At 59.7% G+C, this 22,883-nt stretch carries 21 protein-coding genes; 9 read left to right on the top strand and 12 right to left on the bottom strand.

Annotated elements, in window-relative coordinates; translation table 11 throughout:
- Nucleotides 1-203 precede the first annotated feature (203 nt).
- Complete coding sequence (locus DOCECA_RS10525) at nucleotides 204-2,093, top strand: RHS repeat domain-containing protein (RefSeq protein WP_445571933.1); 1,890 nt, start codon at nucleotides 204-206, stop codon at nucleotides 2,091-2,093.
- Nucleotides 2,080-2,610 (top strand): hypothetical protein, encoded by a 531-nt coding sequence (locus tag DOCECA_RS10520; protein ID WP_434647600.1) that lies wholly within the window; start codon nucleotides 2,080-2,082, stop codon nucleotides 2,608-2,610. The genes DOCECA_RS10525 and DOCECA_RS10520 overlap by 14 nt, the downstream gene beginning before the upstream one ends.
- Nucleotides 2,611-2,858: 248 nt before the next feature.
- Here the strand turns inward: DOCECA_RS10520 and DOCECA_RS10515 are convergent, their stop codons facing one another.
- Entirely contained in the window at nucleotides 2,859-3,749 is an 891-nt protein-coding gene (locus DOCECA_RS10515) for a LysR family transcriptional regulator (protein ID WP_420763801.1), read from the bottom strand.
- A 230-nt stretch (nucleotides 3,750-3,979) separates the two neighbouring features.
- On the opposite strand from DOCECA_RS10515, the gene DOCECA_RS10510 reads away from it, so the two are divergent.
- From DOCECA_RS10510 to DOCECA_RS10495, 4 genes are all read left to right on the top strand, one after another.
- Nucleotides 3,980-4,321 carry a cyclophilin-like fold protein gene (locus DOCECA_RS10510; protein ID WP_434647604.1) on the top strand — a complete coding sequence of 114 codons (342 nt, stop codon included), beginning with the start codon at nucleotides 3,980-3,982 and terminating at the stop codon, nucleotides 4,319-4,321.
- Between the two features lie 24 nt (nucleotides 4,322-4,345).
- A complete protein-coding gene (locus DOCECA_RS10505; protein ID WP_445571932.1) occupies nucleotides 4,346-5,374 on the top strand; it encodes an alpha/beta hydrolase in 1,029 nt (342 codons plus the stop codon).
- Nucleotides 5,375-5,402: 28 nt separating this feature from the next.
- Nucleotides 5,403-5,696 (top strand): hypothetical protein, encoded by a 294-nt coding sequence (locus DOCECA_RS10500; protein ID WP_434647610.1) that lies wholly within the window; start codon nucleotides 5,403-5,405, stop codon nucleotides 5,694-5,696.
- Nucleotides 5,697-5,836: 140 nt separating this feature from the next.
- Nucleotides 5,837-6,706 carry an AraC family transcriptional regulator gene (locus tag DOCECA_RS10495; RefSeq protein ID WP_434647613.1) on the top strand — a complete coding sequence of 290 codons (870 nt, stop codon included), beginning with the start codon at nucleotides 5,837-5,839 and terminating at the stop codon, nucleotides 6,704-6,706.
- 19 nt (nucleotides 6,707-6,725) lie between these two features.
- On the opposite strand, the gene DOCECA_RS10490 is transcribed toward DOCECA_RS10495, so the two are convergent.
- The 6 genes from DOCECA_RS10490 to DOCECA_RS10465 all read right to left on the bottom strand — a co-directional run bounded on the left by DOCECA_RS10490 (nucleotide 6,726) and on the right by DOCECA_RS10465 (nucleotide 12,935).
- Nucleotides 6,726-7,169, bottom strand: a complete 444-nt coding sequence (locus tag DOCECA_RS10490; protein ID WP_434605928.1) for an HIT family protein — start codon at nucleotides 7,167-7,169, stop codon at nucleotides 6,726-6,728.
- The gene (locus DOCECA_RS10485; RefSeq protein ID WP_434605930.1) at nucleotides 7,166-7,495 is read right to left on the bottom strand and encodes a response regulator; all 330 of its coding nucleotides are present in this window, start codon (nucleotides 7,493-7,495) and stop codon (nucleotides 7,166-7,168) included. Before DOCECA_RS10485 ends, DOCECA_RS10490 begins: the two co-directional genes overlap by 4 nt.
- A 53-nt stretch (nucleotides 7,496-7,548) precedes the next feature.
- On the bottom strand, nucleotides 7,549-9,732 hold the full coding sequence (locus DOCECA_RS10480) for a PAS domain-containing sensor histidine kinase (protein WP_445571931.1): 2,184 nt from the start codon (nucleotides 9,730-9,732) through the stop codon (nucleotides 7,549-7,551).
- Nucleotides 9,733-9,922: 190 nt separating this feature from the next.
- A complete protein-coding gene (locus DOCECA_RS10475) occupies nucleotides 9,923-10,753 on the bottom strand; it encodes an amidohydrolase family protein (RefSeq protein ID WP_434676458.1) in 831 nt (276 codons plus the stop codon).
- 30 nt (nucleotides 10,754-10,783) lie between these two features.
- On the bottom strand, nucleotides 10,784-12,073 hold the full coding sequence (locus DOCECA_RS10470; protein WP_445571930.1) for an MFS transporter: 1,290 nt from the start codon (nucleotides 12,071-12,073) through the stop codon (nucleotides 10,784-10,786).
- A 130-nt stretch (nucleotides 12,074-12,203) separates the two neighbouring features.
- On the bottom strand, nucleotides 12,204-12,935 hold the full coding sequence (locus tag DOCECA_RS10465; RefSeq protein ID WP_445571929.1) for a GntR family transcriptional regulator: 732 nt from the start codon (nucleotides 12,933-12,935) through the stop codon (nucleotides 12,204-12,206).
- A 280-nt stretch (nucleotides 12,936-13,215) separates the two neighbouring features.
- Here DOCECA_RS10465 and DOCECA_RS10460 point away from each other — a divergent pair, with 280 nt between their 5' ends.
- Nucleotides 13,216-14,916: an amidase gene (locus DOCECA_RS10460; RefSeq protein WP_445571928.1), complete on the top strand. Its 1,701-nt coding sequence runs from the start codon at nucleotides 13,216-13,218 to the stop codon at nucleotides 14,914-14,916.
- Nucleotides 14,917-14,990: 74 nt separating this feature from the next.
- On the opposite strand, the gene DOCECA_RS10455 is transcribed toward DOCECA_RS10460, so the two are convergent.
- On the bottom strand, nucleotides 14,991-15,770 hold the full coding sequence (locus DOCECA_RS10455) for an EAL domain-containing protein (protein WP_434605940.1): 780 nt from the start codon (nucleotides 15,768-15,770) through the stop codon (nucleotides 14,991-14,993).
- Nucleotides 15,771-16,060: 290 nt separating this feature from the next.
- On the opposite strand from DOCECA_RS10455, the gene DOCECA_RS10450 reads away from it, so the two are divergent.
- Both DOCECA_RS10450 and DOCECA_RS10445 read left to right on the top strand, forming a co-directional pair.
- Nucleotides 16,061-16,483 carry a helix-turn-helix domain-containing protein gene (locus DOCECA_RS10450; protein ID WP_434559062.1) on the top strand — a complete coding sequence of 141 codons (423 nt, stop codon included), beginning with the start codon at nucleotides 16,061-16,063 and terminating at the stop codon, nucleotides 16,481-16,483.
- Between the two features lie 32 nt (nucleotides 16,484-16,515).
- A complete protein-coding gene (locus tag DOCECA_RS10445) occupies nucleotides 16,516-17,856 on the top strand; it encodes an OprD family porin (protein ID WP_434647633.1) in 1,341 nt (446 codons plus the stop codon).
- Nucleotides 17,857-17,941: 85 nt separating this feature from the next.
- On the opposite strand, the gene DOCECA_RS10440 is transcribed toward DOCECA_RS10445, so the two are convergent.
- The 4 genes from DOCECA_RS10440 to DOCECA_RS10425 form a co-directional block, all read right to left on the bottom strand.
- Nucleotides 17,942-19,234: a PQQ-dependent sugar dehydrogenase gene (locus tag DOCECA_RS10440; protein ID WP_434559066.1), complete on the bottom strand. Its 1,293-nt coding sequence runs from the start codon at nucleotides 19,232-19,234 to the stop codon at nucleotides 17,942-17,944.
- Nucleotides 19,231-19,659: a DUF2231 domain-containing protein gene (locus DOCECA_RS10435; RefSeq protein WP_420763786.1), complete on the bottom strand. Its 429-nt coding sequence runs from the start codon at nucleotides 19,657-19,659 to the stop codon at nucleotides 19,231-19,233. The genes DOCECA_RS10440 and DOCECA_RS10435 overlap by 4 nt, the downstream gene beginning before the upstream one ends.
- Before the next feature lie 92 nt (nucleotides 19,660-19,751).
- The gene (locus tag DOCECA_RS10430) at nucleotides 19,752-21,752 is read right to left on the bottom strand and encodes a M10 family metallopeptidase C-terminal domain-containing protein (RefSeq protein WP_445571927.1); all 2,001 of its coding nucleotides are present in this window, start codon (nucleotides 21,750-21,752) and stop codon (nucleotides 19,752-19,754) included.
- A gap of 124 nt (nucleotides 21,753-21,876) precedes the next feature.
- Complete coding sequence (locus tag DOCECA_RS10425) at nucleotides 21,877-22,800, bottom strand: LysR family transcriptional regulator (RefSeq protein ID WP_445571926.1); 924 nt, start codon at nucleotides 22,798-22,800, stop codon at nucleotides 21,877-21,879.
- Nucleotides 22,801-22,883 lie beyond the last annotated feature (83 nt).

Raw genomic sequence — 22,883 nt, 5'->3', positions numbered from 1 at the left:
GATCGCCATTCTTGCTCGCCGGCCAAGTGTCTTGGGCGCACTGGGTCCGGGGCATCTTCACAGCTTGCCACTCCCGGGGGGTGGCGATTGCACATGGACGACTAAACGTGTTCTGAAAGCGACCAGGCGTGAAAAGTTGTCCTGCGTCCACAGGAGGTCAAATGCACAAATGATTGTAGGCGACGCACAGCGATCGGTGGCTATTGGCCGTTTTCCTGACTGTCAGCGACGGCCTGGGAAACCTGACGCGCGTGAACAGCCCTGACAGCGGCGCCACTCACTACCAGCACGATGCCGCAGGCAACGTAACGCAACAGGTGGACGCGCGTGGTGTGGTCACGACTTTTAGCTACGATGCGCTCAATCGCCTGACCGCCCGCCGCTATTCGACGAACCCGGCATTGGACGTTCAGTTCCACTACGATTCGATTGCCGCCGGTAACAAAGGCATCGGCCGACTGACAGCCGTGGAGGATGTCAACGGGGTGCTGAATTACACCTACGACGCCCAAGGCAACGTTACAGCCCAGCGGCAAACAGCGCCTGCAAACACAGCCACTCAGCCAGAACAAATCGGCTATGGATACGATGTAGCCAATCGATTGAGCAGCATCGACTATCCGGCGGATTTTGGCATCGTCTACTCACGCAACACCGCAGGACAAATCAGCCAAGTGCAGATCCGGCGCGGCACAGGGCAGCCAACCGCATTTGCCAGTCACATCACGTATCAACCTTTCGGTCCGCTTAAAAACCTGACCTGGGCCAACGGGGCTACGCTTCAACGTACCTACGATCTGGACTACCGGCTGACCGCTCAAACCGTTGCCGGCCAGAGCAAGACCTATACTTACGACGGCCAGGGAAACATGACTCAATTGCAACGCGACTCAGTCGACAACCATGGCTACAGCTATGACTCACTGGATCGCCTGATAGGGGAATCTACTGCTTTCAACCGGATGACTTACGTTTATGATCCGGCGGGGAACCGCACCCGAAAAGAGCTCAGCACTTTGATTGACGGCGAGTTACGTATCACCGCTGGCACGTCTTATCGGTATGGGGCGAGCAACAATCGGTTGACGCAGGCAGGCACCCACTCGGTAGACTTCGACGCGGCAGGCAACCTGACCGCAGACCGCGCTAATCGTCAGTTTTCCTACGACGAGCAGAATCGCCTGAGCAAAGTGAAAATCAAGGGGGTTATCAAGGCTCGGTTCCGCTACAACGCTCTCGGCCAACGCAGCCAGAAAATCACCCCTCAAGGCACGACAACGTTCATCTACGGATTAAATGGCGAACTCCTTGGCGAGCATTTATTCGATAAGCATGGCAAGAAGCTGAAAAGTCAGTTTTATATCTGGCTCGAAGGGGTGCCCTTGGGCGGGATCAGTATGAGCTACGGCGCAACAGGCGCGCCAGCAAACAGCACCCCGTTCTACCTCCATAGCGATCACCTCAACACACCTCGAATCGCAACGAACGCAGCGCGGACCAAGGTATGGGAATGGGTTTCCGATGCATTTGGTACAAAGGAAGCCAGCGGACAACTGGAGATCAATCTGCGCTTTCCCGGTCAGTACTACGATGTCGAGACTGGACTCCACTATAACTATTTTCGTGATTACGACCCTAAAACTGGACGCTATGTGCAGAGTGATCCGATTGGGTTGGCGGGCGGACTGAACACCTACAGCTATGTAAATGGCAATCCGCTAAAACAGGTTGACCCATTAGGCTTGGAATCTATTTTTGAGTGGTCCACAAAAGCTGGAACCGAAGCGCAAAATAGTAAATTACCTGGCATGCACAATGGGCCTCAAGATGCGTATAGACATTGTGTTGCATCCTGCATGATCGCCTCATCGAACTGGGGAGAAACAGTAAGCCAGTTCGCAGGCTGGGCAAATGAAATATCCAATTTTGGACAAAATCCCAGCGAAAGAGCCATGGATGATTTTAACAACCAAGCAGGTATATGCGCAGCCAAGGGCAACAACCCCCCAGAAAACTGCCCCCAAAGCTGCATGACATTTCTTAACAATGGAATTTTAAGGACAGAGGCAAGCTCTGAAGGTGCATACTATTAACATCATTCTTAAAATATCGAAAAGAACAGCAGTATTGGTTGCTCTAGCGGTTGTATTTTTTGCTGCCTTTCAACTCAGATACAAAGAACCCGTAAACATTGAACTTGCTTGCGAGGGCACTCCACCTCTGCTAACAAACAACTTAAATAGCTGCAGCTTTGTTGATCAGACATTGAGTTTTCTTGAGGCGGAAGGCTACAAGCCAGTAATCCTAGAAAGCTCAGAAAAGAACAGCGGCCTTCTACGAAAAAAATTTTCTTTAAAAATACTTGAAGTATCCAACTATAAAATAGACAACGATACTGGATCCGCGCAATTCAGCTTTATAAATGGACGATTATTTGCCATTTCCTACTTCCCAAAAGCTTCAGATACGGTATTTGAAAGGTATCCAGCAAGTAAATCCGAGGCGCTGACTGTAAAACACCTGACCAACCACCAAGGGCTGAAATACATATCATGGTCAAACAATCACCTTGAAGCCTATATCACTTGGTGGATATCGAGATTCTCATAAGAACTAGTATATGAGTCACTAACGTTACGGCTTTCTCCAAGCCGTAACGTTTCTTTAGAGGTATTGGAGCGCCCGGTTTCAGTGCAACAACAGTTCTTATCAGCCCACAGATCTCCGCGAAAAAAGGACTCCCGTCTCGCCACAAAAGCAACACATCCTGACCAAAACACTCGCGCCGAAATGACCTATCGATCTACCTCGCTTGAGACGATGCATAGGTTCCGGCTGACTGGCGTAGCGTTTTACTCTCAGACGTTGCGCAATGCATTGGCAACCAGGGTAAAGGCAGGCGAAGGCTGCCGTCGGCTGGGATAGTACAGATAGTAGCCTGGAAATGGTGGGCACCAATCCTCCAGTACGCGCACCAGCCGGCCCGCCTCCAGGTGCGGTTCGAATTCCTCTTCGGGCAGGTACGCAATGCCCAGTCCGGCCAACGCGGCGTCAACGATGTGGGTCGAGGTATTGAAGATGAGCTGGCCGTCTACTCGGACGTTGACCTGCTTGCCGCGCCGCTCGAAATCCCAGACATAAAGCCCGCCAGAAGTCGGCATGCGCTGGTTGATACAGCGATGGCCGAGCAGGTCGCGGGGGCTCTTGGGAATGGCGCGGGTGTCGAAGTAACCAGGCGCAGCCACCGCAGCCATTCGCAATTCAGGACCTATCGGCACTGCCACCATGTCCTTGTCGATGGTGTCGCCCAAGCGTACCCCGGCATCGAAACGGTCCGCGACGATGTCACGGAAGCCGTAACTGACGTCAAATTCAACGTTGATGTCCGGATAGTCATGCAGCAACCCAGTCAGTTTCGGCAGCAAAGTGGTGCGCAAGACGTGGTCGCCGCAGGTGATGCGAACAATGCCTGCGGGCTTGTCGCGCATTTCCGTGAGCATAGCCAGCTCGGCTTCGATCTCATCGAAACGATTGCCGATGGCCTGCAGCAGGCGCTCCCCCGCAATGGTCGGCGACACGCTGCGGGTGGTGCGCGTGAGCAGGCGGATCTGCAGGCGTGCCTCCAGCCCACTGATCGCCTGGCTCAGCGCCGATTGGGTGACGCCCAATGCGCCGGCAGCCCGGGTGAAGCTGCCCTCCCTCGCCACGGTGACGAAAGACAGCAGATCGTTGAGATTTCTTTTGACCATGGCGAAAGCACTTCAAGCAGTTTGATTAGCTTTGCTTATAGCCTTGTTAAGCATTCATTAGCTAGTCGCTTTACTGTGCGCAGGTCACCATGGCCCCTATGAAAAAGAACCCCTGCACAACGGCGATAAGGTCGGGCCGGCTTGTGTTACCGCTGGTCATGCTCGTACTTGGCAACCACGCAACGCTCAACGGTGCTGCGTTGGCATCTTCCCTCACGGAGAAAACGGCAATGTGGATGACCGTGGGTGAACAGCGTTTCGCCATTACCGTGGCTGACAACGCCGCTGCCCAGAGATTTGTCGCGCTATCGCCACTGGCACTGGAGATGAGCGATCTCAATCGCAACGAGAAATACGCCACCCTCCCCCAAACGCTGCCCGCCACGGCGAGCAGGCCGGGAACCATCCGCAACGGCGACCTGATGCTGTACGGCAAGGACACCCTGGTCATGTTCTACAAGGATTTCGACTCGACCTACGCCTATACGCGCCTCGGTCACGTGAACGACACCTCGGGACTCGCTCAGGCATTGGGCCCAGGCACCGTGCGAGTGACGTTCTCCCACGATTGATAACCCGCATCGACAGGTCCACCCATGAAAAAGATCCTCGTCCTATTAACGCTTTTCGTCATGTCTCTTTCAGCGATAGGAGCCGATATGTCCAACGGCGCAGACAATTTCTACACCAGCGACGAAGTGACCGTGAAAAAGGTCAGTTTCAAGAACCAATATCAGATGAATGTGGCAGGCAACCTGTTCATCCCGAAAAAACTCAACGGCAACACAAGCAATCCGGCGATTGTCGTGGGCCATCCAATGGGCGCGGTGAAGGAACAGAGCGCGAATCTATATGCGACGAAGATGGCTGAAAAAGGCTTCGTGACCCTCTCTCTCGACCTGTCGTTCTGGGGCGAAAGCGAGGGACGGCCACGCAACGCGGTCTCGCCGGATATCTACGCCGAGGACTTCAGCGCGGCGGTGGACTATCTCAGTGCCCAACCTTTCGTCGACAAGGAACGGATTGGCGCCCTCGGTATCTGCGGCAGCGGCAGCTTCGTGATCAGTGCCGCCAAGATCGACCCGCGCATGAAGGCCATCGCCACCGTGAGCATGTATGACATGGGCGGCGTCAATCGCAACGGGTTGAAGCATTCCCAGACGCTCGATCAACGCCGAGCCATCATCGCTCAGGCAACGCAGCAGCGTAACGTCGAGTTCGCCGGCGGTGAAACGCTGTACACCAGCGGTACGGTGCACAAGCTGGATGAAAACACCCACCCTATCCAACGCGAATTCTTCGACTTCTACCGCACCCCACGCGGCGAGTTCACGCCATCCGGCTCGTCCAGGAACTTGACTACGCACCCCACGCTCACCAGCAACATCAAGTTCATGAACTTCTACCCGCTCAATGACATCGAGACCATTTCACCTCACCCGATGCTCTTCATTGCCGGCGCCGATGCCCACTCCAGGGAGTTCAGCGAAGAGGCCTATAAACTTGCCGGCCAGCCCAAGGAACTGGTGATCATCCCTGGGGCCGGGCATGTGGATCTTTATGATCGGGTCGATCTGATTCCGTTTGACAAGTTGATGAGTTTCTTTCAGAACAGCCTGAAGTGATATATCGGCAACCAGGTTCGAAAAACCCATGGACGAACGCCTAGCAATTATCAAGAAGCTGATCCGAGCCGTTGTGACCACGAGCCAATCTGATGAAATCACCTATCAATCAGAGTGGCTCGGCTACATGCCCTTCCCGGTCAATCACTGGGTTGAACATCAAGGCAAGACGTTCTCCGGCGACTTCCCGTTTGACTGGACGCTAGAGGACTTGGCCGGTCTTGAGCGCATAGGCTTCCTGGAAAAGCTGGAAGCCTATGAAAATCCGGAAGACCGATTCGATCGACATATCCGGTACCGCGTGCATATCGGACCCGCGTAACACGCGGTGATAATGGCGGGCGGGGTAATTTCAGCCGTCCGCGTTCGTAGTCCCCGCCTGTTCTTTTAGCAAAAGCGGCTAGGCGGGCTCGCGGCGTATAGTCGACTCTAGGCCCGACCCGTTTCCAAGAGCCCTGATCCGTGCCCGACTTGCCAAAGACCTCCACCTATAAAAGACGCTTCGACGCCGTCCTCGCCTACATCGACGCCAATCTCGAAGGTGATCTCTCGGTGAAAACGTTGAGTGATGTGGCGAACTTCTCGGTGTTTCACTTCCATCGACAATTCACGGCGTTCATGGGCGTGCCCGTTTCACGTTATGTGCAACTGATGCGCCTACGACGCGCGGCACATCAATTGGTTGCCTTTGCTGGGTACTCGGTACTGGATGCCGCATTGGATGCGGGCTTTAAAAGCCCCGAGGCGTTCTGTCGAGCGTTTGGCCGAGCGTTCGGCATGGCGCCAAGCGCGTTCAGGAAGAAACCCAACTGGCAGGTCTGGAGTACGGTGTTTGCCATCCCCCATCTCTCACGGAGTATCTTTATGCAAGTTCGAATCATCGAGTTACCTGAAGTCAGGATTGCGGCGCTTGAACATCGCGGCCCTGCCGGGCTCGTCAGCGAAAGCGTGGACCGGTTCATCGAATGGCGTATGCGTAGCGGGCAGTCGCCCGTGGCATCAAGCCGTACGTTTGGCATTCCCTACGGCAACCCCGACACCACACCGCCACACGACTTCCGCTTCGCGATCTGCGGCGAGATTGATGAGGAAGTGGCGCCGAACGCGTTCGGTGTTCAGCCGATGGTCATCCCCGGCGGTCGCTACGCAGTGGTCCGCCACGCCGGATCGCCTGATCATATCGGCGAAACGATCTATCCGATCTACCGTGAATGGCTACCCGCAAGCGGCGAGGAACTTCGTGACCAGCCGCTGTTTTTCCACTACCTGAGCGCCTATCCCGAGACACCACGAGACCAATGGCAAACCGATGTGTACGTTCCGCTGCGGTGAGGACAAGCGCTACGCCCCATCAGGCCCCCGAGCGAATCCGCTCCACCAACCGCGCCTGCAACGCCTCAAGCTCCTGCGGATCGGCTTTCCCTTGCCCATGTAGGCCAGGCGCCTGTCCTTCCCAGCGCGGAACGATGTGCACATGGATGTGAAAGACCGTCTGCCCCGCCGGCGCGCCGTTGAATTGGGCGATTTGCACGCCGTCGGGTTGCAACTCGTCGACGATGATGCGGGTCAGGCGTTGTACCGCTGCCATCATCTTGCCAAGGATTGCCGGGTCGACGTCGAGGATGTTGCGCGCCTGGGCCCCCTTTGGAATGACTAGCACATGGCCCCGGGACTGGGGAAAGATGTCGAGGAAGGCCAGCACATCGTCATCTTCGTAGATCTTGTAGGCAGGTGCTTCACCCCGAAGGATCATCGCGAAAATGTTCTGGGAATCGTATTGGCCGTGCAGACTCATGGTCGCTCCTTGGACATGCTTTGGTTTTCCAGCGTCAACGCTATCTTCAATTGCAACTCGTTTTCCGAAAACGGCTTGTGCAACACCGGGCACTGGGCAAACTCGGCGGGCAGGCCGCTGGCGCCGTATCCGGTGCTGAATAAAAAAGGAATTTTACGATCACGAAGGATTTCAGCCACCGGAAAAACCCGTTCTCCGGCCAGGTTGACGTCCAGGATCGCCAGATCGACCTCAACCGTCCCCGCCGCTTCGCGGGCCATGGCAAGCCGCGGGATGGAGGCCACCACCTCGCACCCCTGCTCTTCGAGCATTTCCTCGATCAGCATGGCGACTGTGCCTTCATCCTCGACGAGCAACACCTTGATCCCGGCAAATATCGTCATGCGTGGTGCTCGGGAACCATGAAGGAGAACCGGCAGAGCACGCCTTCAGGCGCGAAGGTCAGCACAAATATTCCACCCAGGTCGCGTTCGATGCAGCGCTTCATCAATCGCGAACCCAAACCCTCGCGTTCCGGTTGCGACACTGGCGGTCCGTCTTGCTCGCGCCAGTCCACGGTCAGCAACACGCCGTTCGATTGCGGCTGGACATTCCAGCTCAATGAAAGGCGGCCCGTCTCGACGGACATCGAACCGTATTTAAGGGCGTTGATCGCCAATTCGTTGAGCGTCATCGTGAGGCCGAGCGCGACCCGGGTATCGACGTCAATGGGATCACCCTCGATCGTGATACGGTCAGAATCAGTGCCGAAAATGGGCATGAGCACCTCCTGGGCCAGGGACCCCAGGGCCGTATGGCCCCAATGCCGCCTCGTCAGCAGGTCATGGGCGCGGGACAACGCGAGCAGCCGCGCTTCGAACCGGTTGTAACCGTCCTTGGCGCTTTCTGCGTTGCGTGCCGTCTGGGCCGCCAGGGATTGCACCGTGGCCAAGGTGTTCTTGACCCGATGGTTGAGCTCGTCGATCAGGGTTTTTTGCCGGTCTTCCGCTTGTTTTCGCTCGGAGATATCCACCAGCATGTTGATGGCGCCCACCAGGTTGCCCTCGGCATCGTGCAGCGGCGTAGGGTACGGGGCGAACGGCACCCGTGTGCCGTCGGGCCGCTCCGCGACGGCTTCGACCCCGCGTATCGGCCGGTTTTCCTTCAGGGCGACTGCCATCGGGCACTGGTCGTGGGGCAGGAAGGTCCCGTCGGTGGTGAACAATTTCCAGGTCACGCACCAAAGGTCGCCCAACTGTGGTGTTTGTCCCGACAACTCCACTGCTGCCCGATTGAAAAAGGTGATACGGCCTTGAGCATCGGTGGTGTAGACAGCCGCCGGCAGGGCCTCGAGCAGGTTGCGCATATGCCGCTCGCTGTCGCGGATCTGATTTTCCATGCGACGCGCCAGCGTGACGTCCTGCAGTATCCGGACCCCATACCGAAACGCGCCGTTGGCGTCGCGCACGGACGAGCTGTGGATGTCCAGGTAGACGGTCTCGCCATCGGGCTTGAAGGCGCGCTTGCGCAGCACGTAATTGTCCAGTTCACCCGCCACCTGGCGTGCATAGAGGGCTGCATCCTCGTCGGTACTGTCCCTATGCGTGTAGTCCAGGAATGTCATTTCCAATAGCTCTTCGCGCGTGCGGCCCAGCATGTTGCAGAGGGCGTCGTTGACGCGCAGCAGCCGGCCATCCGCGCCGGACTCGGCAATGCCGATCGTCGCCGCTTGGTAAGTCGCCAGGAGTCTGTCGTCGCTCTCCTGGCGCGCCGTCTCGGCCACGTGGACACTGGTCATATCCACCGTAAAGCACCGCGTATTGAACAGTTTTCCCTCTTCGAACCGGCCGTTGGACGTGATGGTGACATGCTTGATCGAGCCGTCCTTGGCCTTCAGGCGCGCCGGGTAATCCTGCAGGCATTGACCGCTGCCGAGCTTGTTCAGGATGTCGTTGATGACCGGCTCGTCGGCATGGAAATCGGTGATGCTACGGCCGATGTATTCCTCCGGCGAATAACCCAGCAAGGCCAGTTCGGCCTTGTTGGCGCGCAGGATGATGCCTTCACCACTGACGATGTGGAGGCCCACGGCGCTGTTCTCGAAGAAATCTTCAAGGTCCTCATTCTTGCGTCGCAGCTCTTCGGCCAAGGCATGCTGCGCCGAAATGTCCTGGAAGCAGTTGATCGCCCCTTGGATGATGCCTTGGGAGTCTTTCAATGGCCTGATATTCACCAGGGCAATGAATCGCGATCCGTCCGGACGCTCGATGAACACTTCCTGGTTGCGCGTTGCCTCACCCGTGACGAGGGCTGTGGCCATCGGGCAGTCTTCGAAGGCAAGCGGAGTGCCGTCGGGCAGGAACAAACGATAGGAACCGCAGAAACGATCACCGCCCTCCCCCAGAATCGGCGTCCGCCCCCACATGGCGGCCGCCTCGCTGTTGTGCCGCACCAGCCAGCCGTTGTGATCGCACAGGTACACCGCGCCAGGAATCGCATCAAGTGCGCTGGTGCCCGTTGCCACAAGGCTTTCATACTCGCTCGGCGTGCGCGTCCCCGTGGGAAACGCTTCTATATTCGACATGGTTGATCCTCAATCCGCCTGGCTGAATGCCTGCTACACAACGACTCAGGCTTCAACCTGAGTCGTGATCCCGGCCCGGATAACTCCTTATAAATATGCCGGCGCGGATTTTTTCATGCAGCTGCAATAGATACTAGATGTTTATTCAGCCTACGAGTTCAGGAAAGTTCGCCATACCGGCGGGCGCGTCTTAAAACTTGAATAATGTGCGGGGGGTTTCCACCATGAGCGCGCGCAAGAGCGGCGCCGGGCATTGCAAAGCCCGCAACTGCCGAACCACGGTGTCGAAGCCCACGACGCCTTCATGTTGTGTATGTGGCCAATCGCTGCCCCACACCATCCGATGAGGGCCCAGGCTCTGCTCCAGCATCGCCAACGCGGAGCGGGCGAAGTCGAGATTTTCTCGATCCGTCCCCGCCAATCGGTAGATGCCCGAGACCTTCATCCAGACTTGCCCGCCGAGCCCCAACTCAAGCAGCTCGGCGAAACCCGGTTGGTCGAGGCCCAGACGGGCATCCGGACGACCGAAATGGTCGACCACCAGGCGGATGCCAAAAGGGATCAGTTGGCTGATCAACCCGGCCAGTTGGTCGATCGGCGCATGCAGTTCCACGTGCCAGTCCAACTCGGCAAGATGCGCCAGGAAGCCTTTCCACCTTGTCTCGCAAAAATCAGGCACGGCCTTGCCCATCAGGTTCAAGCGAACGCCGACCACCCCCAGCCGTGCCATTTCATTCAGCACGGTCCGGCTGATCTCGGGTTCCACCACCACAACGCCGCGCAGTTGCCCCGGTGCCTGCCGGAGGGCGGCCAGCAGGTAACGGTTATCGGTGCCGAGAAAGCTCGGCTGGACCAATACCCCATGGCTCAGGCCGTGGGAACGCAGATGATCCAGGTATTGCGCAAGCGTGGCGTCATAATCCGGTGTGTAGCGCCGCACCGCAGCCAGCTCCAGTTCACGGCTGAACACATGGGCATGGCTGTCGATGCCGGTGATCGGCGTAGTGCAGGTATCAACCATTGGTCTTCATCTTTCGAAAATAAGCAGTGATCAGGCCCGGGCTCTCTCGGTGTCAGGCGCTACTTCCGGCGCAGGCGGCGCCGTGGCCTCAAGGCTGCGGCCTCGGGTTTCCGGCAGGCAAAGCGCCGCAAGCACCGCTACGCCGTAGGCAATGCCGGCGTCGATGCCGATGGCCGACCCCAGGGACATGGAATCGCTCATATGACCAACCAGGAACGGAAACAGCGCCGAGAGGACCCGGCCGAAGTTGTAGCAAAAGCCGACACCGGCGCCGCGCACATCCGCCGGGTACAACTCGTTGAAAAACGCCCCGAGACTGGCCGGAATGCCGGCCGCGAAAAAGCCGAGGGGGAAACCCAGGAACAACATCTGGGTATTGGTCAGCGGCAGGAACACGTAGCACTGCACCGTCACGACGCAGCACAGCGCAAACAGCAGGATGTTCTTGCGTCGGCCGATGCGATCGATCAGCAGCCCGCTGACCACACAGCCACACCAGAAGGCGAAGATGATCACCGCCAGGTAGCCGCCGGAGTTGAGCACCGACAGGTTGCGTTCGGTCTTGAGGAACGTCGGCAGCCACGTCATCACCGCGTGGTAACCGCCGTGTGCCCCCAGCCCCAGCAAGCCACCGAACAATGTCACGCGAATCAACTCAGGGCGAAAGATACCGCCCAGGGACTTGAAAAAACTCTGGGGAATGGCCTGTTCCTTTTGCAGCCGTTGGAAGCTGTCCGGCTCCTCGACGTTGCGACGCACCCAGATGATCAGGAACGACGGCAGCAAGCCGACGATGAACATCACCCGCCAGGCCATGTCCTGCGGCACCAGGGAATAGATCAGCGTAAAGACGCCCACCGCCAACCCCCAGCCCACCGCCCAGGCACTCTGCACCGTGCCCATGACCTTGCCGCGGTATTTCGGATTGATCGTCTCGGCCATCAGCACCGCGCCGGCGGCCCATTCACCACCGATCCCGAAGCCTTGCAGGGCCTTGACGATCAACAATTGATGGAAGCCTGTGACGAACGCCGACAGGAAGGTGAAGAACGAAAACCACAGGATCATCCACTGCAGCGTGCGCACCCGCCCGTAGCGATCGGACAGCGTCCCGCCCACCCAGCCACCCAGGGCCGAGGTCACCAGCGTGACCCCGCTGATCAGCCCCGCATCGCCTTTGGACAAGGCGAACGCGGCGATCAGCGCCGGGATCGCCAGGCCGAACATCTGAACTTCCAGCGCGTCGAGAGACCATCCGCCGAAACAGGCCCAGAACGTCTTACGCTCCCGGGAGGTGATTTGCCGATACCAACTGAACATGATTTTTATCCTTGTAGGTGGAACGAAAGGCAGCCGAGCGCGAACCGTGCCGCTGCAAGGCCAGTCAGGAAAAACACAAACGGCAAGGGCAGCGGTATTTGCTGCCGGGCGATCCGCTAACCCGCTGAGGTCAACGAATCTCTACGCTGTAGCGGAAATGCTCGGCATGCCCGCGCGAACGTCGCCACTCCAGCGGGTTGCCCGCGTAATCACGGGCCAGGCGCTCGATTACCACCACCGGGCTGTTGACCGGCACTTGCAACAAGCGGGCATGCACGTCGTTGACTGACTCGGCGGTGAGGGTTTCCTGCGCATAAGCGACAACCTGCCCGCAGGTCTCTTCATAGATGGGATAAAGCAACGGGCCTTTGTGGTTCAGGTCGATTTCCAGCAACGGCTGGAATCGGCTGCGAGGCAGCCAGATCTCTTCGGCGAGCACGGGCTCGACGTCCAGCAGACGCACCCGCACGATACGAATCACCGCCGCCTCCACTGGCAGCCCCAACGCCTGGGCCACGGCTGACGGCGCCGCCACCGGGTCTACCGACAAGATGCGGCTCTCTGGAACCCGGCGCTCCCCGGACGCGGACTGAAAACGGAAGAAACGAAACAACGACGACTGGAACTGGGGGCGACGAATGAAGGTGCCTCGGCCCTGCTGACGCTCCAGGACGCCTTCGCTGACCAACGCATCGATCGCCTTGCGCACCGTCCCGGTGGACAGTTGGTATTCGGCTGAAAGCGCCGCCTCGGTGGGAATCGCCTCCCCCGGACGCCAGCGATTGTTGGCAATCTGCTCGGCCAATTGGTCGCGCAAACGTTGATAGAGCGGCAAGCGGGCATCGCTGGGGAGTGGGTTCATCAGACGTTATCTACCTTGTTATCTAGTCATCTATATGAATTTAGGCGGAAGTATTCGCGCCCACGAATCTGTTGTCAAGAACGCTCGATTACCGCACGTCCCCTCGGACGGTCTGTGACAACGGCTGCCACGCCACGGGACATTCCTCGTGAATGGCTGGCGCTCTCGTAGTAAAGTCTGCAACCGATATCAGAACCCATTTTGAAAGACGTGAAGCCACCCGAACTTCGTTCGAACCAAGCCTCGCATCACGTCATTCGCCAGCCGCAGCGGTCATCGCATGATTGAAATCACCGAAGTCTCCATCGCCCAACTCCGGGCTGCGCTCGAATCCGGCCAGACCACGGCGGTCGAACTGGTCCAGGCCTACCTTGCCCGAATCGACGCCTACGACGGCCCCGAAACGCCCACGGCCCTCAACGCCGTGGTGGTTCGCAACCCCGACGCGCTGCAAGAGGCGAAGGCGTCGGATACCCGTCGGGCCAAGGGCCAGACACTGGGCCCGCTCGACGGCATTCCTTACACGGCCAAGGACAGTTACCTGGTGAAGGGCCTGACCGCTGCCTCTGGCAGCCCGGCCTTCAAGGACCTGGTTGCCTACCGCGACGCCTTCACCGTCGAGCGGCTGCGCGCCGCCGGGGCCATTTGCCTGGGCAAGACCAACATGCCGCCGATGGCGAACGGCGGCATGCAACGCGGTGTATATGGCCGCGCCGAAAGCCCGTACAACGGTGACTACCTCACCGCGCCCTTTGCCTCCGGCTCGTCCAACGGTGCGGGCACCGCCACCGCCGCCAGCTTTGCCGCCTTTGGCCTCGCCGAAGAAACCTGGTCCAGCGGACGCGGGCCCGCGTCCAACAACGGGCTGTGCGCCTACACGCCTTCGCGGGGAGTGATCTCGGTGCGCGGCAATTGGCCGTTGACGCCAACCATGGACGTTGTCGTGCCCTTCGCCAGGACCATGGCCGACCTGCTCGAAGTGCTGGACGTGGTGGTGGCCAATGACCCCGACACCCGCGGAGACTTGTGGCGCCTGCAACCCTGGGTGCCGATTCCCTCCGTCGATTCCGTTCGTCCCGCGTCCTACCAAAGCCTTGCCGCCAAACCGCAGGTGCTGGCCGGCGTGCGCTTTGGGGTCCCGCGCATGTACATCAACGCCGACCCCGAGGCGGGCACGGCCGAAAAGCCAGGGATCGGTGGCCCGACCGGCCAGCGCATCATCACGCGCCCGTCGGTGATCGCTCTTTGGGAAGAAGCGCGCAAGGCTCTGCAAGCCCAAGGCGCCGAGGTGATCGAGGTGGATTTCCCGTTGGTATCCAACTGCGAGGGTGATCGCCCTGGCGCGCCGACCGTGTTCACCCGCGGCCTGGTGTCCAAGGAGTTCCTGCACCACGAATTGTGGGATCTATCGGCCTGGGCATTCGATGATTTCCTGCGGGCCAACGGTGATCCGAAACTCAATCGCCTGGCCGACGTCGACGGACCGCTGATTTTCCCCCACGACCCTGGCACCCTGCCCAACCGCGAGGACGACCTTGCCGCCGGCATGGACGAGTACGTGAAGATGGCCCAGCGCGGAATCACGCCGTGGGACCAGATTCCTACCTTGCCTGATGGCTTGCGAGGTCTCGAAGAGACGCGCCGGATCGACTTGGAAGATTGGATGGCGCGCCTGGGCCTCGATGCGGTGATCTTCCCCACGGCGGCCGACGTCGGCCCAGCGGACGCGGACGTCAATCCAGCCTCGGCCGACATCGCCTGGAGCAATGGGGTCTGGGTCGCCAACGGCAACCTCGCCATCCGCCACCTGGGCGTGCCCACCGTCACCGTGCCGATGGGCGTCATGGCAGACATCGGCATGCCTGTCGGCCTGACGTTCGCCGGCCGAGCCTATGACGATTCGAACCTGTTGCAGCTGGCTTCGGCGTTCGAGTCGCTGGGATCGAAACGGATGATCCCGCCGCGGACTCCGCCGGTGTAACCACAACAGCACCGCCCTGGTAAAAGCAGGCCCACCCCGGTGAGGCCTGCGTCACCATTGCTTCAAGCTATCGGTTAATCAAAGCTTCCGACCGCCAGCCGGCCGATTTCGGGCCGCGCATAAAGAAATCCTTGCATCAACTCGATGCCCATCGCCAGCAGCGTAGCGCTCTCTTCGCGCGTCTCGACGCCCTCGGCAATGATGGTAATCCCCAGCCGGTTGGCGACCAGGATGATCCCCTCGACGATGGCACGCTTGACCGGATCGTGATCGATGCCTCGGGTCAGCGCCATGTCGATTTTCAGCACCTGGGGTTGGAACAGCGCCAACAGGTTGAGCCCTGAGTAGCCAGACCCGAAATCATCGATGGCCGTGGTGAAACCCTGGCGCTCATATTCCATGAAAATCGATTTCAAGTGATCGGGGTCGTCGACACGCTCGCCTTCCGTCACTTCGAACATCAGCCTGTCTGGCGGAAAGCCGGTCTGACGCGCAGCCTCCAGGGTTGCGCGAATGCAGGTCTCGGCCCGGTAGACGGCGTTGGGCAGGAAGTTGATGCTGAGCAGGCAACCGGGAATCTCCAGGATACCCAGCCGAGCGGCTTCTTCGATGGCCTTCACGCGACAGGCCTGGTCGAATCGGTAGCGGTTGCTGTCGTTCACCAGCCCCAGGATATGGCCGGCCGACTCACCCTTCAGGCCTCGGACCAACGCCTCGTACGCAAACGCCTGGCGCGTGCGGACATTGAAGATGGGTTGGAACGCCATGGTGAATTCGAACCCCAGCGCCTCGTGGTCACGACACTCGGCGCAGCCAAGGGACTTGAAGTTGGGATGGGAAGAAGATTGGGTCATGATCTGTGTTCCGTCGCGTCAGCGGGCGTCCCTGTGAAGCAGAAACTATAGGCAATACCCTTGAGTCGGCACGGGCGCGGCTTTCTGGAGTGCTGTCGGGTCCGTTATCGTATGACCGGTGGGTCAAATCAGGCGTTCATTCGATTGTCTTAACGTAATTAACAACGATTAACTCGCACCCGCGCGCGGCGTCACCAAAAATGGAGGCTCTCTGCAGACCTTCTAAAGCGGGACGCGCGCCCCAGAGCGCTGCACATCGACGTGCTTCCCGCTGGCACGGAACTCATGTCATGGCTCATCCATCGCTCACCGCCGTCAGGACGCCCCTTACGCCGTTGCAAAAATCCAACCACGGCGGCCTTTCGCCCTGGCGTGAAAGCCTGGTCAAGAAAATGATCTTCGACGGCCTCGGTGAAACATTGGCAATAGCCCGGCTGGCCGAGGCGTGCGCGCTTTCCCGTAGTCACTTTTCCCGAGCGTTCAAGGCCAGCACCGGTCAGTCCCCTCAAGCCTGGATCAGGGCCCAGCGCATCATGCGCGCCAAGCGGCTAATGCAGACCACCGACCTGACCCTCACGCAAATCAGCCAGGAATGCGGCTTTTGCGACCAGGCGCACTTCTGCCACATCTTCACCCATAGCGAAGGCATCAGCCCGTTCGCCTGGCGATACCGCATGCTGCGCACGTTACTGCACGCGGGGGAGCCTGGGTGATCGCGCGAGCCTCTGTTATCTGGAAATCATCCATGTCGCCTGTCATGAAAAACCTGATCGCCCCCGGGCAAGCGACGTTTACGCTGAAGCCGCTCTGGTTCCTCGCCCTGCTGACAGCAAACGCCCCAGCACTGGCGGCGCCCGGCCTCTTGGAAGGGGCGTCGCTGGAGGTACTGGGCCGCAACTTTTACCTCAACAGTGACTACCGGTCCCCTACCCCGGCGGGCCAAAGCTACAAGAAGGAATGGGCGCAAGGATTCATCGCCACGTTCGAGTCTGGCTTCACCCCCGGCATCCTCGGCGTAGGCATCGACGCCCACGGGTTCCTGGGCTTGAAACTGGACGGCGGCAAGGGCCACGCCGGAACGGGATTGCTGCCGCTGGACAGCGACGGCCGTAGCGAGGATCAATATTCCAGCGCCGGCGGCGCGCTGAAATTCAACCTGTCGCGAACCACCCTGGCACTGGGCGAAATGACCGTGGCGACGCCGGTATTCGACACTGCGGACAAACGCCTGCAACCGGAATACGCCAGCGGCGCACTCCTCACCAGTCGGGAGATCGACGGGGTCGATCTCCAGGCCGGTCATTTCAGCGCGTTCAAGAATCAGGATGCGTCCACCGCCAAGGGAGATTTTTCCGGCTACGGGGCAACCACCCGACACGCCAGCATCGATTTCATCGGTGCCGATCTTTTCAGCGGCCAGCGAGTGGGCGGCGCGCTCTACGCCTCCGAACTGAGCGACACCTGGCGCCAGTACTACGGCAATCTGCACGCAACCGCTGGCGACCTGTTCCTGGACGGCAACCTGTATTACACCCGCGACCACGGCCAAGCCAGTGCCGGGGCCATCGACAACACGGCATTCAGCCTCGCGGGCAAATACCGACGCGAGGCCCAGGCATTCACCCTGGCCTATCAGAAAGTGCGCGGCGACACGCCTTTCGACTTCGTCGGCGGCGACTCCATCTACTTGGCCAATTCGATCAAATATGCCGACTTCAATGGCCCGGGCGAACGCTCCTGGCAGGCACGCTACGACCTTGACCTGGGCGCCATGGGCGTTCCCGGCCTTAGCTTCATGGCCCGCTACGTGACAGGGCACAGGATAGATGGCAGCCATGCTCCCCGGGGCGGCGCCTACAACCCGTACGACGGCATCATCGGCAACTACGTCCCGCAGCAGGGAGACGGCGGCCGACATTGGGAACGCGACATCGACCTGCGCTATCTCGTGCCGTCAGGCCCGGCCAAGGACTTGTCGTTGCAGCTGTCCCACGTCACCCATCGCGCCAACAGCGCCCAGGCCGGCGATGACATCGACAGGCTGTACATCGTCATCCAGTACCCACTCAAACTGGGCCCGTTCTGAAGGCGCAAAAAACCGGTCGAACAGTGTTTCCGCTTAGTCAGTCATGGAGATTGCCCGGGACGACGATCCGCCCCGGGCTTGGGGATCATGGCTTGCGGGTTACACGCCAGACCGTGTTCGCCAGGTCGTCGGCGATGATCAAGGCACCCCGAGGATCGACCGTCACGCCCACTGGCCGCCCCCGGGTCTTGCCATCGGACCCGCGAAAGCCAGTCGCGAAATCCACCGGCTCACCGGCGGGCCGCCCGTTGCTGAACGGCACGAAGATCACCTTGTAGCCTACAGGCTGGTCACGGTTCCAACTGCCGTGCTCACCCACGAACGCCCCTTCGGCGAACTGTTCGCCCATGGCCGGAATCGAAAAATCGACACCCAGGGCGGCGACGTGGGACCCCAGGCTGTAGTCGGGCTTGACCGCAGCGGCGACTTTTTGCGGATCCTGCGGCTGCGCCCGTGGATCGACGTTCTGCCCCCAATAGCTATAGGGCCACCCGTAGAACGCGCCTTCGCGCACCGAAGTCAGGTAATCCGGCACCAGGTCGGGCCCTAACTCGTCCCGCTCGTTGACCACCGCCCACAACTGCCCGGAACCAGGTTCGACCTTCAACGCCGTCGGGTTGCGCAGGCCGGTCGCATAAGGCTTGTGGGCGCCCGTCTCGGCGTCGATCTGCCAGACCATCGCTCGGTCGATCTCGACTTCCATGCCGCGCTCGGTGACGTTGCTGTTGGAACCGATACCGACATACAGCGAGCGCCCGTCGGGGCTGATGGCCAACGCCTTGGTCCAGTGATGGTTGATCGCCGACGGTAGATCAGTGACCTTGACGGGCGCCCCGCTGGCCTTGGTCTGGCCCTCCTGGTAGTCGAAGCGGACCAGCGCATCCTGGTTCGCCACGTACAGCTTGCCGTCGGCAAACGCCAGCCCATAGGGCGCGTTGAGGTTTTCGGCGAAGACAGTCTTGAGCTCGTAAGTGCCATCGCCATCGGCGTCGCGCAACAGGGTCAGGCGGTTACCGCCCTTGACCTGCGTGTTGCCCTTCGCCTTGATGACGCTGGCGATCACATCCTTGGGCTTCAACTTCGGTGCATTTCCGCCTCTGCCTTCGGCCACCAGGATATCGCCGTTGGGCAAGACGAGGGTCTGGCGCGGTATTTTCAGGTCGGTGGCGATGGCGGTGATGTCGTAGCCTTGCGGCACCGTAGGCTTCTGGTCACCCCAAGCCACCGGCTCGGCGATTTTCATGCTGGGCAGGAGGCTACGCTGGGGCTCCGGCAACTTCGGGTCCGGACCGCGCGCTTGCGTGGCGTCCCCTTCGCCTCCGCAACCGCTCAACAGCAGGGCCATGCTCAAGGCCGTCAATGGGATGCGAGGGTTCATTGCTCACCTCCCGAACGCAGGTTGGTCAGCCCGACCCATGCCGCCACGCAGGCCAGCAAGGTCACGACGACGGACAATGCCAGGCCCTGGGGCATCGCGGCCCAGGCGTCCTTGGCGTGCTCGAAGGCGTTGATCAGCCCCAGCACCCAGGTGACGAGCAACAACAGGAAATAGCCTACCGGACGACCGGCCTTGTGGTCCGCGCGAATCAGATTGACCAGCGCGAACACCAACGCCAGCCCACAAAACAGCAACCCACCGGCAATCAACCAGGAGGCGAAATTGCTCCATTGGATCTGGTAGGTCTTGTAGTAAGCGATGTCGCTGAGCAGGCCCCCGAGAAACAGTGGAACCGTGCCGGCAAGCAGGACCGCATGGAGCGGTCCCGGCGTGCTTCGGTAGATAGGATGGGCGGTAACGGTCATGACAACTCCTTTTCGGTCGCGGTGATACGCCTTGGAAAAGGATCGTGTCGGAAGCGCGTTAGTTCCGACATTTTTACTCGCAGGCAGACCGTCTACCCGAACTGTTCCGGGGCCGCGACGCCCAAGAGTTGCAGTTGCGCAAAGGGCTCGTCACCTGAAGCGAAGATAAAGTTCTTGTCGCTCAGTTGCGCTGCCACATTCCCCTCCAGGGTGACCTCGAATCGGCGCCCCTCGTCATCCGCCTCATAGCTTTTCAGGTAGGTCCGCTGGCCGTCTTCACTGACGACCGCTTGCAGCGTTTTGTTATAGCCGCTCCAGAACTCGGTGAAGCCCAACGCCGACACGTCGATCTTGTCCGTGAGCGGATCGAAGTCGATGATCCGATCCTGGAAATTGCCGTCGGCCGTGCGAAAGCTGTCATCGAGAGCATCGAAGCGGAAAACATCCCAACCCTCGCCGCCGCTGAGCACGTCGCGTCCCAGCCCGCCGTCGATGACATCGTGCCCATTGCCGCCCGAAACGACATCGTTACCGGCGCCGGCGACAATCTGGTCACCGACCACCGAACCCATCAGTCGGTCGGCTGACTCGGTCCCCTGGATCAGGTGCGGCGCGAATACCACGTTGGTTTCATCGAGGGCCTGAGCCACGTCGCCATCCAGGACCAATTCGAAACGATGCCCCCGCCCGTCCGCGTCGAAGCTTTTCAGATAGGTTCGCGTTCCGGCCTCGTTGACGTGCACCGCCAGGGTTCCATCCAATCCGTTGCCGAACCCGCTGAACCCCAGCGACGTCAAATCGATCCGATCCAGATCGGCGTCGAAGTCGACGATTCGATCGCTGACGGCCTGGTTGTCGGTGCGGTAACTGTCGCCGATCGTACTGACCCGGAAGACATCGGCACCGGCTCCGCCCTCCAGCACGTCCCGTTGCCCAGCGCCATCAAGCAAGTCGGCACCGTCATGGCCGCTGAGTCGTTCCGGGACATAGGTGCCTGACAGGACGTCATCGCCCCGCCCTCCATCGATGCCCGGCAACACACCGTCAAGTGCGCCGAAGGTGGTATCGAGCGTACCATCAGGGTTGAGCCGGATAAGGCTGAAATCAGCGTTGCCGAAATAGGTGCTCTGCCCCGCCACCAGGATTTTCCCGTCCGCCAGAACGGTAATGTCCCGAGCCATGTCCCGATCACCGGTCAGGTCGATCACCGCGACGCCAGCGTTGCCGAAACTTGTGTCCAGAGTGCCGTCCTGGTTCAGCCTGATGATCTTGAAATCAAAACCGCTGCCATTCTGTTCGCCGCCACCGGCCAACAGGATCTTGCCATCGGCCTGGACGGTGACCGAGGCTGCAAGGCCCGCCACCTGCGTATCGACCAGGCCGTCCGTGCCGAAACTGCTGTCCAGGCTGCCGTCTGCATTCAAGCGCGCGACCACCATCTCGCCGTTGTAACCCGGCACCAGCAATTTGCCATCCGCTTGCAGGGTGAGTCCGTACCCTTCCAGCGCGCCCATGTTCGGGATATTGAATTGGATGGCGTTGCCGCCATTGAAGGTCGAGTCAAGCGTTCCGTCGGCATTGAGGCGACTGACCGAAAACAGACTCTCGTAGCTGTCCTGATTCGACACCAGGATCTTGCCGTCAGGCTGTACCGTGGCACTGGCATAATCGCCCCAGGACCCCGGCACGATGGCCTTACCGTTGACACCAAACCCCTGGTCCACCGTGCCGTCGGTATTGAGCCGGATCATGGCGATGCCGGACGTGAATTGTGGGTAGACGAGCAGATACTTCCCGTCTGGCTGCACGGCCGCACTGTAGCCTTCCCCTGGGAAAATATCGTGAGGGAGCTGCGTCTTGCCGTCGTCGCTGAAGGTCGTATCGAGGGTGCCGTCGGCATTGAAGCGCATCAGGGAGGTCCGGTAGCCTTCGTACTCCCAATCCTTTTCTACCTTTGTCATGCCCGCCAGCCATATCGTGCCGTCCGGGGCCACCGCGATTTTCTTGGTGTCGTTGTAGCCGTCAAGGTCGACGAAGGTCTTCCCAGTGCCTGCTCGTGGGGCCAATCCTGCATTGCTGTGTGCGTTGTCCATGCTGAACCTCATGTGTCGATGAGACACTCCAGAAAATTTTCGCACCTTACAAAATAGTCACTCATGGCGGCTTCGCCAGTCTTGGATCCCATCAGCGCAACGCAGCGCCGTGCTTTTCCAAGCCTTACACCTTCATCATCAACTCGCCTTGGGCATCCGCTTCGCCATGGAGCAACTCGATCACCCAGTCGATAAACACCCGCACCCGGGGCGACAGTTGCCGATGGGGCGGATAGACCACCGAAATCGGCCATGACGGCACTGGATGTTCCGTCAACACTTGCACCAAGCGCCCTTCTGCCAACTGCCGCTGCACGTGGTAACGCGGCGCCTGAATCAAGCCGAGTCCCGCTTCGCAGGCCGTCACGTAGGCGTCGGCATTGTTGACGGTCAGTTCCGAAGGCATGTTCAGCTCTCGCACCTGCCCCGCTGCCTCGAACTCGAACGGAAAAAAACGTCCATTGCCGGACGCGAAGCCAACGGCGCGGTGCCAGGACAATTCTTCAGGTCGCCGTGGCGTGCCCTCGCGAGCCAGGTACTGCGGGCTGGCGCAGGTCACTTGATGCAGCCGCACGATCGGCCGCGCCACCAGCGCCTGGTCGACGATATTGCCGGCCCGGATGGCGCAATCGACCCCCTCGCGTTGCAGATGTACTTGCCGATCATGGAAACCAAGGTCCAGTTGCAACTGCGGATAGCGTCGATAGAAGTCCGCCAGGTTCGGCACGATCCAGGTGCAACCGAAGGCGATCGGCATGTCCACGCGCAAGGTGCCCCGGGGTTGGCTCCGTTGCGTGGAGAGCGAGTTTTCCAGGTCGTCCAGTTCTTCCAACAAGTGGCCGCAGCGCTGGTAATAAGCTTCGCCGTCGAGGGTGGCACGCACTTGCCGGGTGGTGCGCTGCAACAACTGCACGCCCAAGTGGCTTTCCAATTGCTGGATCAACAAGCTGACGGTGGCCCTGGGCAGCCCCAGGTCATCGGCCGCCCTGCCAAAACCGCCCAGCTCGACGATGCGTCGGAACACTTGCATTGCCTGTAATCGGTCCATTATTCGGCTCACTGTTTAGAAATCACGAATAGTTAAACCAAAATCACCAGCTTTATCCATAAAACCAATTTAAGGAGACTGAT

Source organism: Pseudomonas sp. E102, assembly GCF_052660185.1.
The sequence above is the reverse complement of the archived record's forward strand: the minus strand, read 5'-3'. Positions and strand labels throughout refer to the sequence as shown.

Excerpts from the sequence above, each read along its gene's own strand:
- DOCECA_RS10440 (WP_434559066.1), bottom strand. The coding sequence starts at position 19,234 with ATGAACCCTCGCATCCCATTGACGGCCTTGAGCATGGCCCTGCTGTTG.
- DOCECA_RS10455 (WP_434605940.1), bottom strand. The coding sequence starts at position 15,770 with ATGACCCAATCTTCTTCCCATCCCAACTTCAAGTCCCTTGGCTGCGCC.
- DOCECA_RS10460 (WP_445571928.1), top strand. The coding sequence starts at position 13,216 with ATGATTGAAATCACCGAAGTCTCCATCGCCCAACTCCGGGCTGCGCTC.
- DOCECA_RS10425 (WP_445571926.1), bottom strand. The coding sequence starts at position 22,800 with ATGGACCGATTACAGGCAATGCAAGTGTTCCGACGCATCGTCGAGCTG.
- DOCECA_RS10435 (WP_420763786.1), bottom strand. The coding sequence starts at position 19,659 with ATGACCGTTACCGCCCATCCTATCTACCGAAGCACGCCGGGACCGCTC.
- DOCECA_RS10445 (WP_434647633.1), top strand. The coding sequence starts at position 16,516 with ATGTCGCCTGTCATGAAAAACCTGATCGCCCCCGGGCAAGCGACGTTT.
- DOCECA_RS10480 (WP_445571931.1), bottom strand. The coding sequence starts at position 9,732 with ATGTCGAATATAGAAGCGTTTCCCACGGGGACGCGCACGCCGAGCGAG.
- DOCECA_RS10500 (WP_434647610.1), top strand. The coding sequence starts at position 5,403 with ATGGACGAACGCCTAGCAATTATCAAGAAGCTGATCCGAGCCGTTGTG.
- DOCECA_RS10470 (WP_445571930.1), bottom strand. The coding sequence starts at position 12,073 with ATGTTCAGTTGGTATCGGCAAATCACCTCCCGGGAGCGTAAGACGTTC.
- DOCECA_RS10475 (WP_434676458.1), bottom strand. The coding sequence starts at position 10,753 with ATGGTTGATACCTGCACTACGCCGATCACCGGCATCGACAGCCATGCC.
- DOCECA_RS10465 (WP_445571929.1), bottom strand. The coding sequence starts at position 12,935 with ATGAACCCACTCCCCAGCGATGCCCGCTTGCCGCTCTATCAACGTTTG.
- DOCECA_RS10485 (WP_434605930.1), bottom strand. The coding sequence starts at position 7,495 with ATGCTGATCGAGGAAATGCTCGAAGAGCAGGGGTGCGAGGTGGTGGCC.
- DOCECA_RS10505 (WP_445571932.1), top strand. The coding sequence starts at position 4,346 with ATGAAAAAGATCCTCGTCCTATTAACGCTTTTCGTCATGTCTCTTTCA.
- DOCECA_RS10510 (WP_434647604.1), top strand. The coding sequence starts at position 3,980 with ATGTGGATGACCGTGGGTGAACAGCGTTTCGCCATTACCGTGGCTGAC.
- DOCECA_RS10450 (WP_434559062.1), top strand. The coding sequence starts at position 16,061 with ATGGCTCATCCATCGCTCACCGCCGTCAGGACGCCCCTTACGCCGTTG.
- DOCECA_RS10515 (WP_420763801.1), bottom strand. The coding sequence starts at position 3,749 with ATGGTCAAAAGAAATCTCAACGATCTGCTGTCTTTCGTCACCGTGGCG.
- DOCECA_RS10490 (WP_434605928.1), bottom strand. The coding sequence starts at position 7,169 with ATGAGTCTGCACGGCCAATACGATTCCCAGAACATTTTCGCGATGATC.
- DOCECA_RS10430 (WP_445571927.1), bottom strand. The coding sequence starts at position 21,752 with ATGGACAACGCACACAGCAATGCAGGATTGGCCCCACGAGCAGGCACT.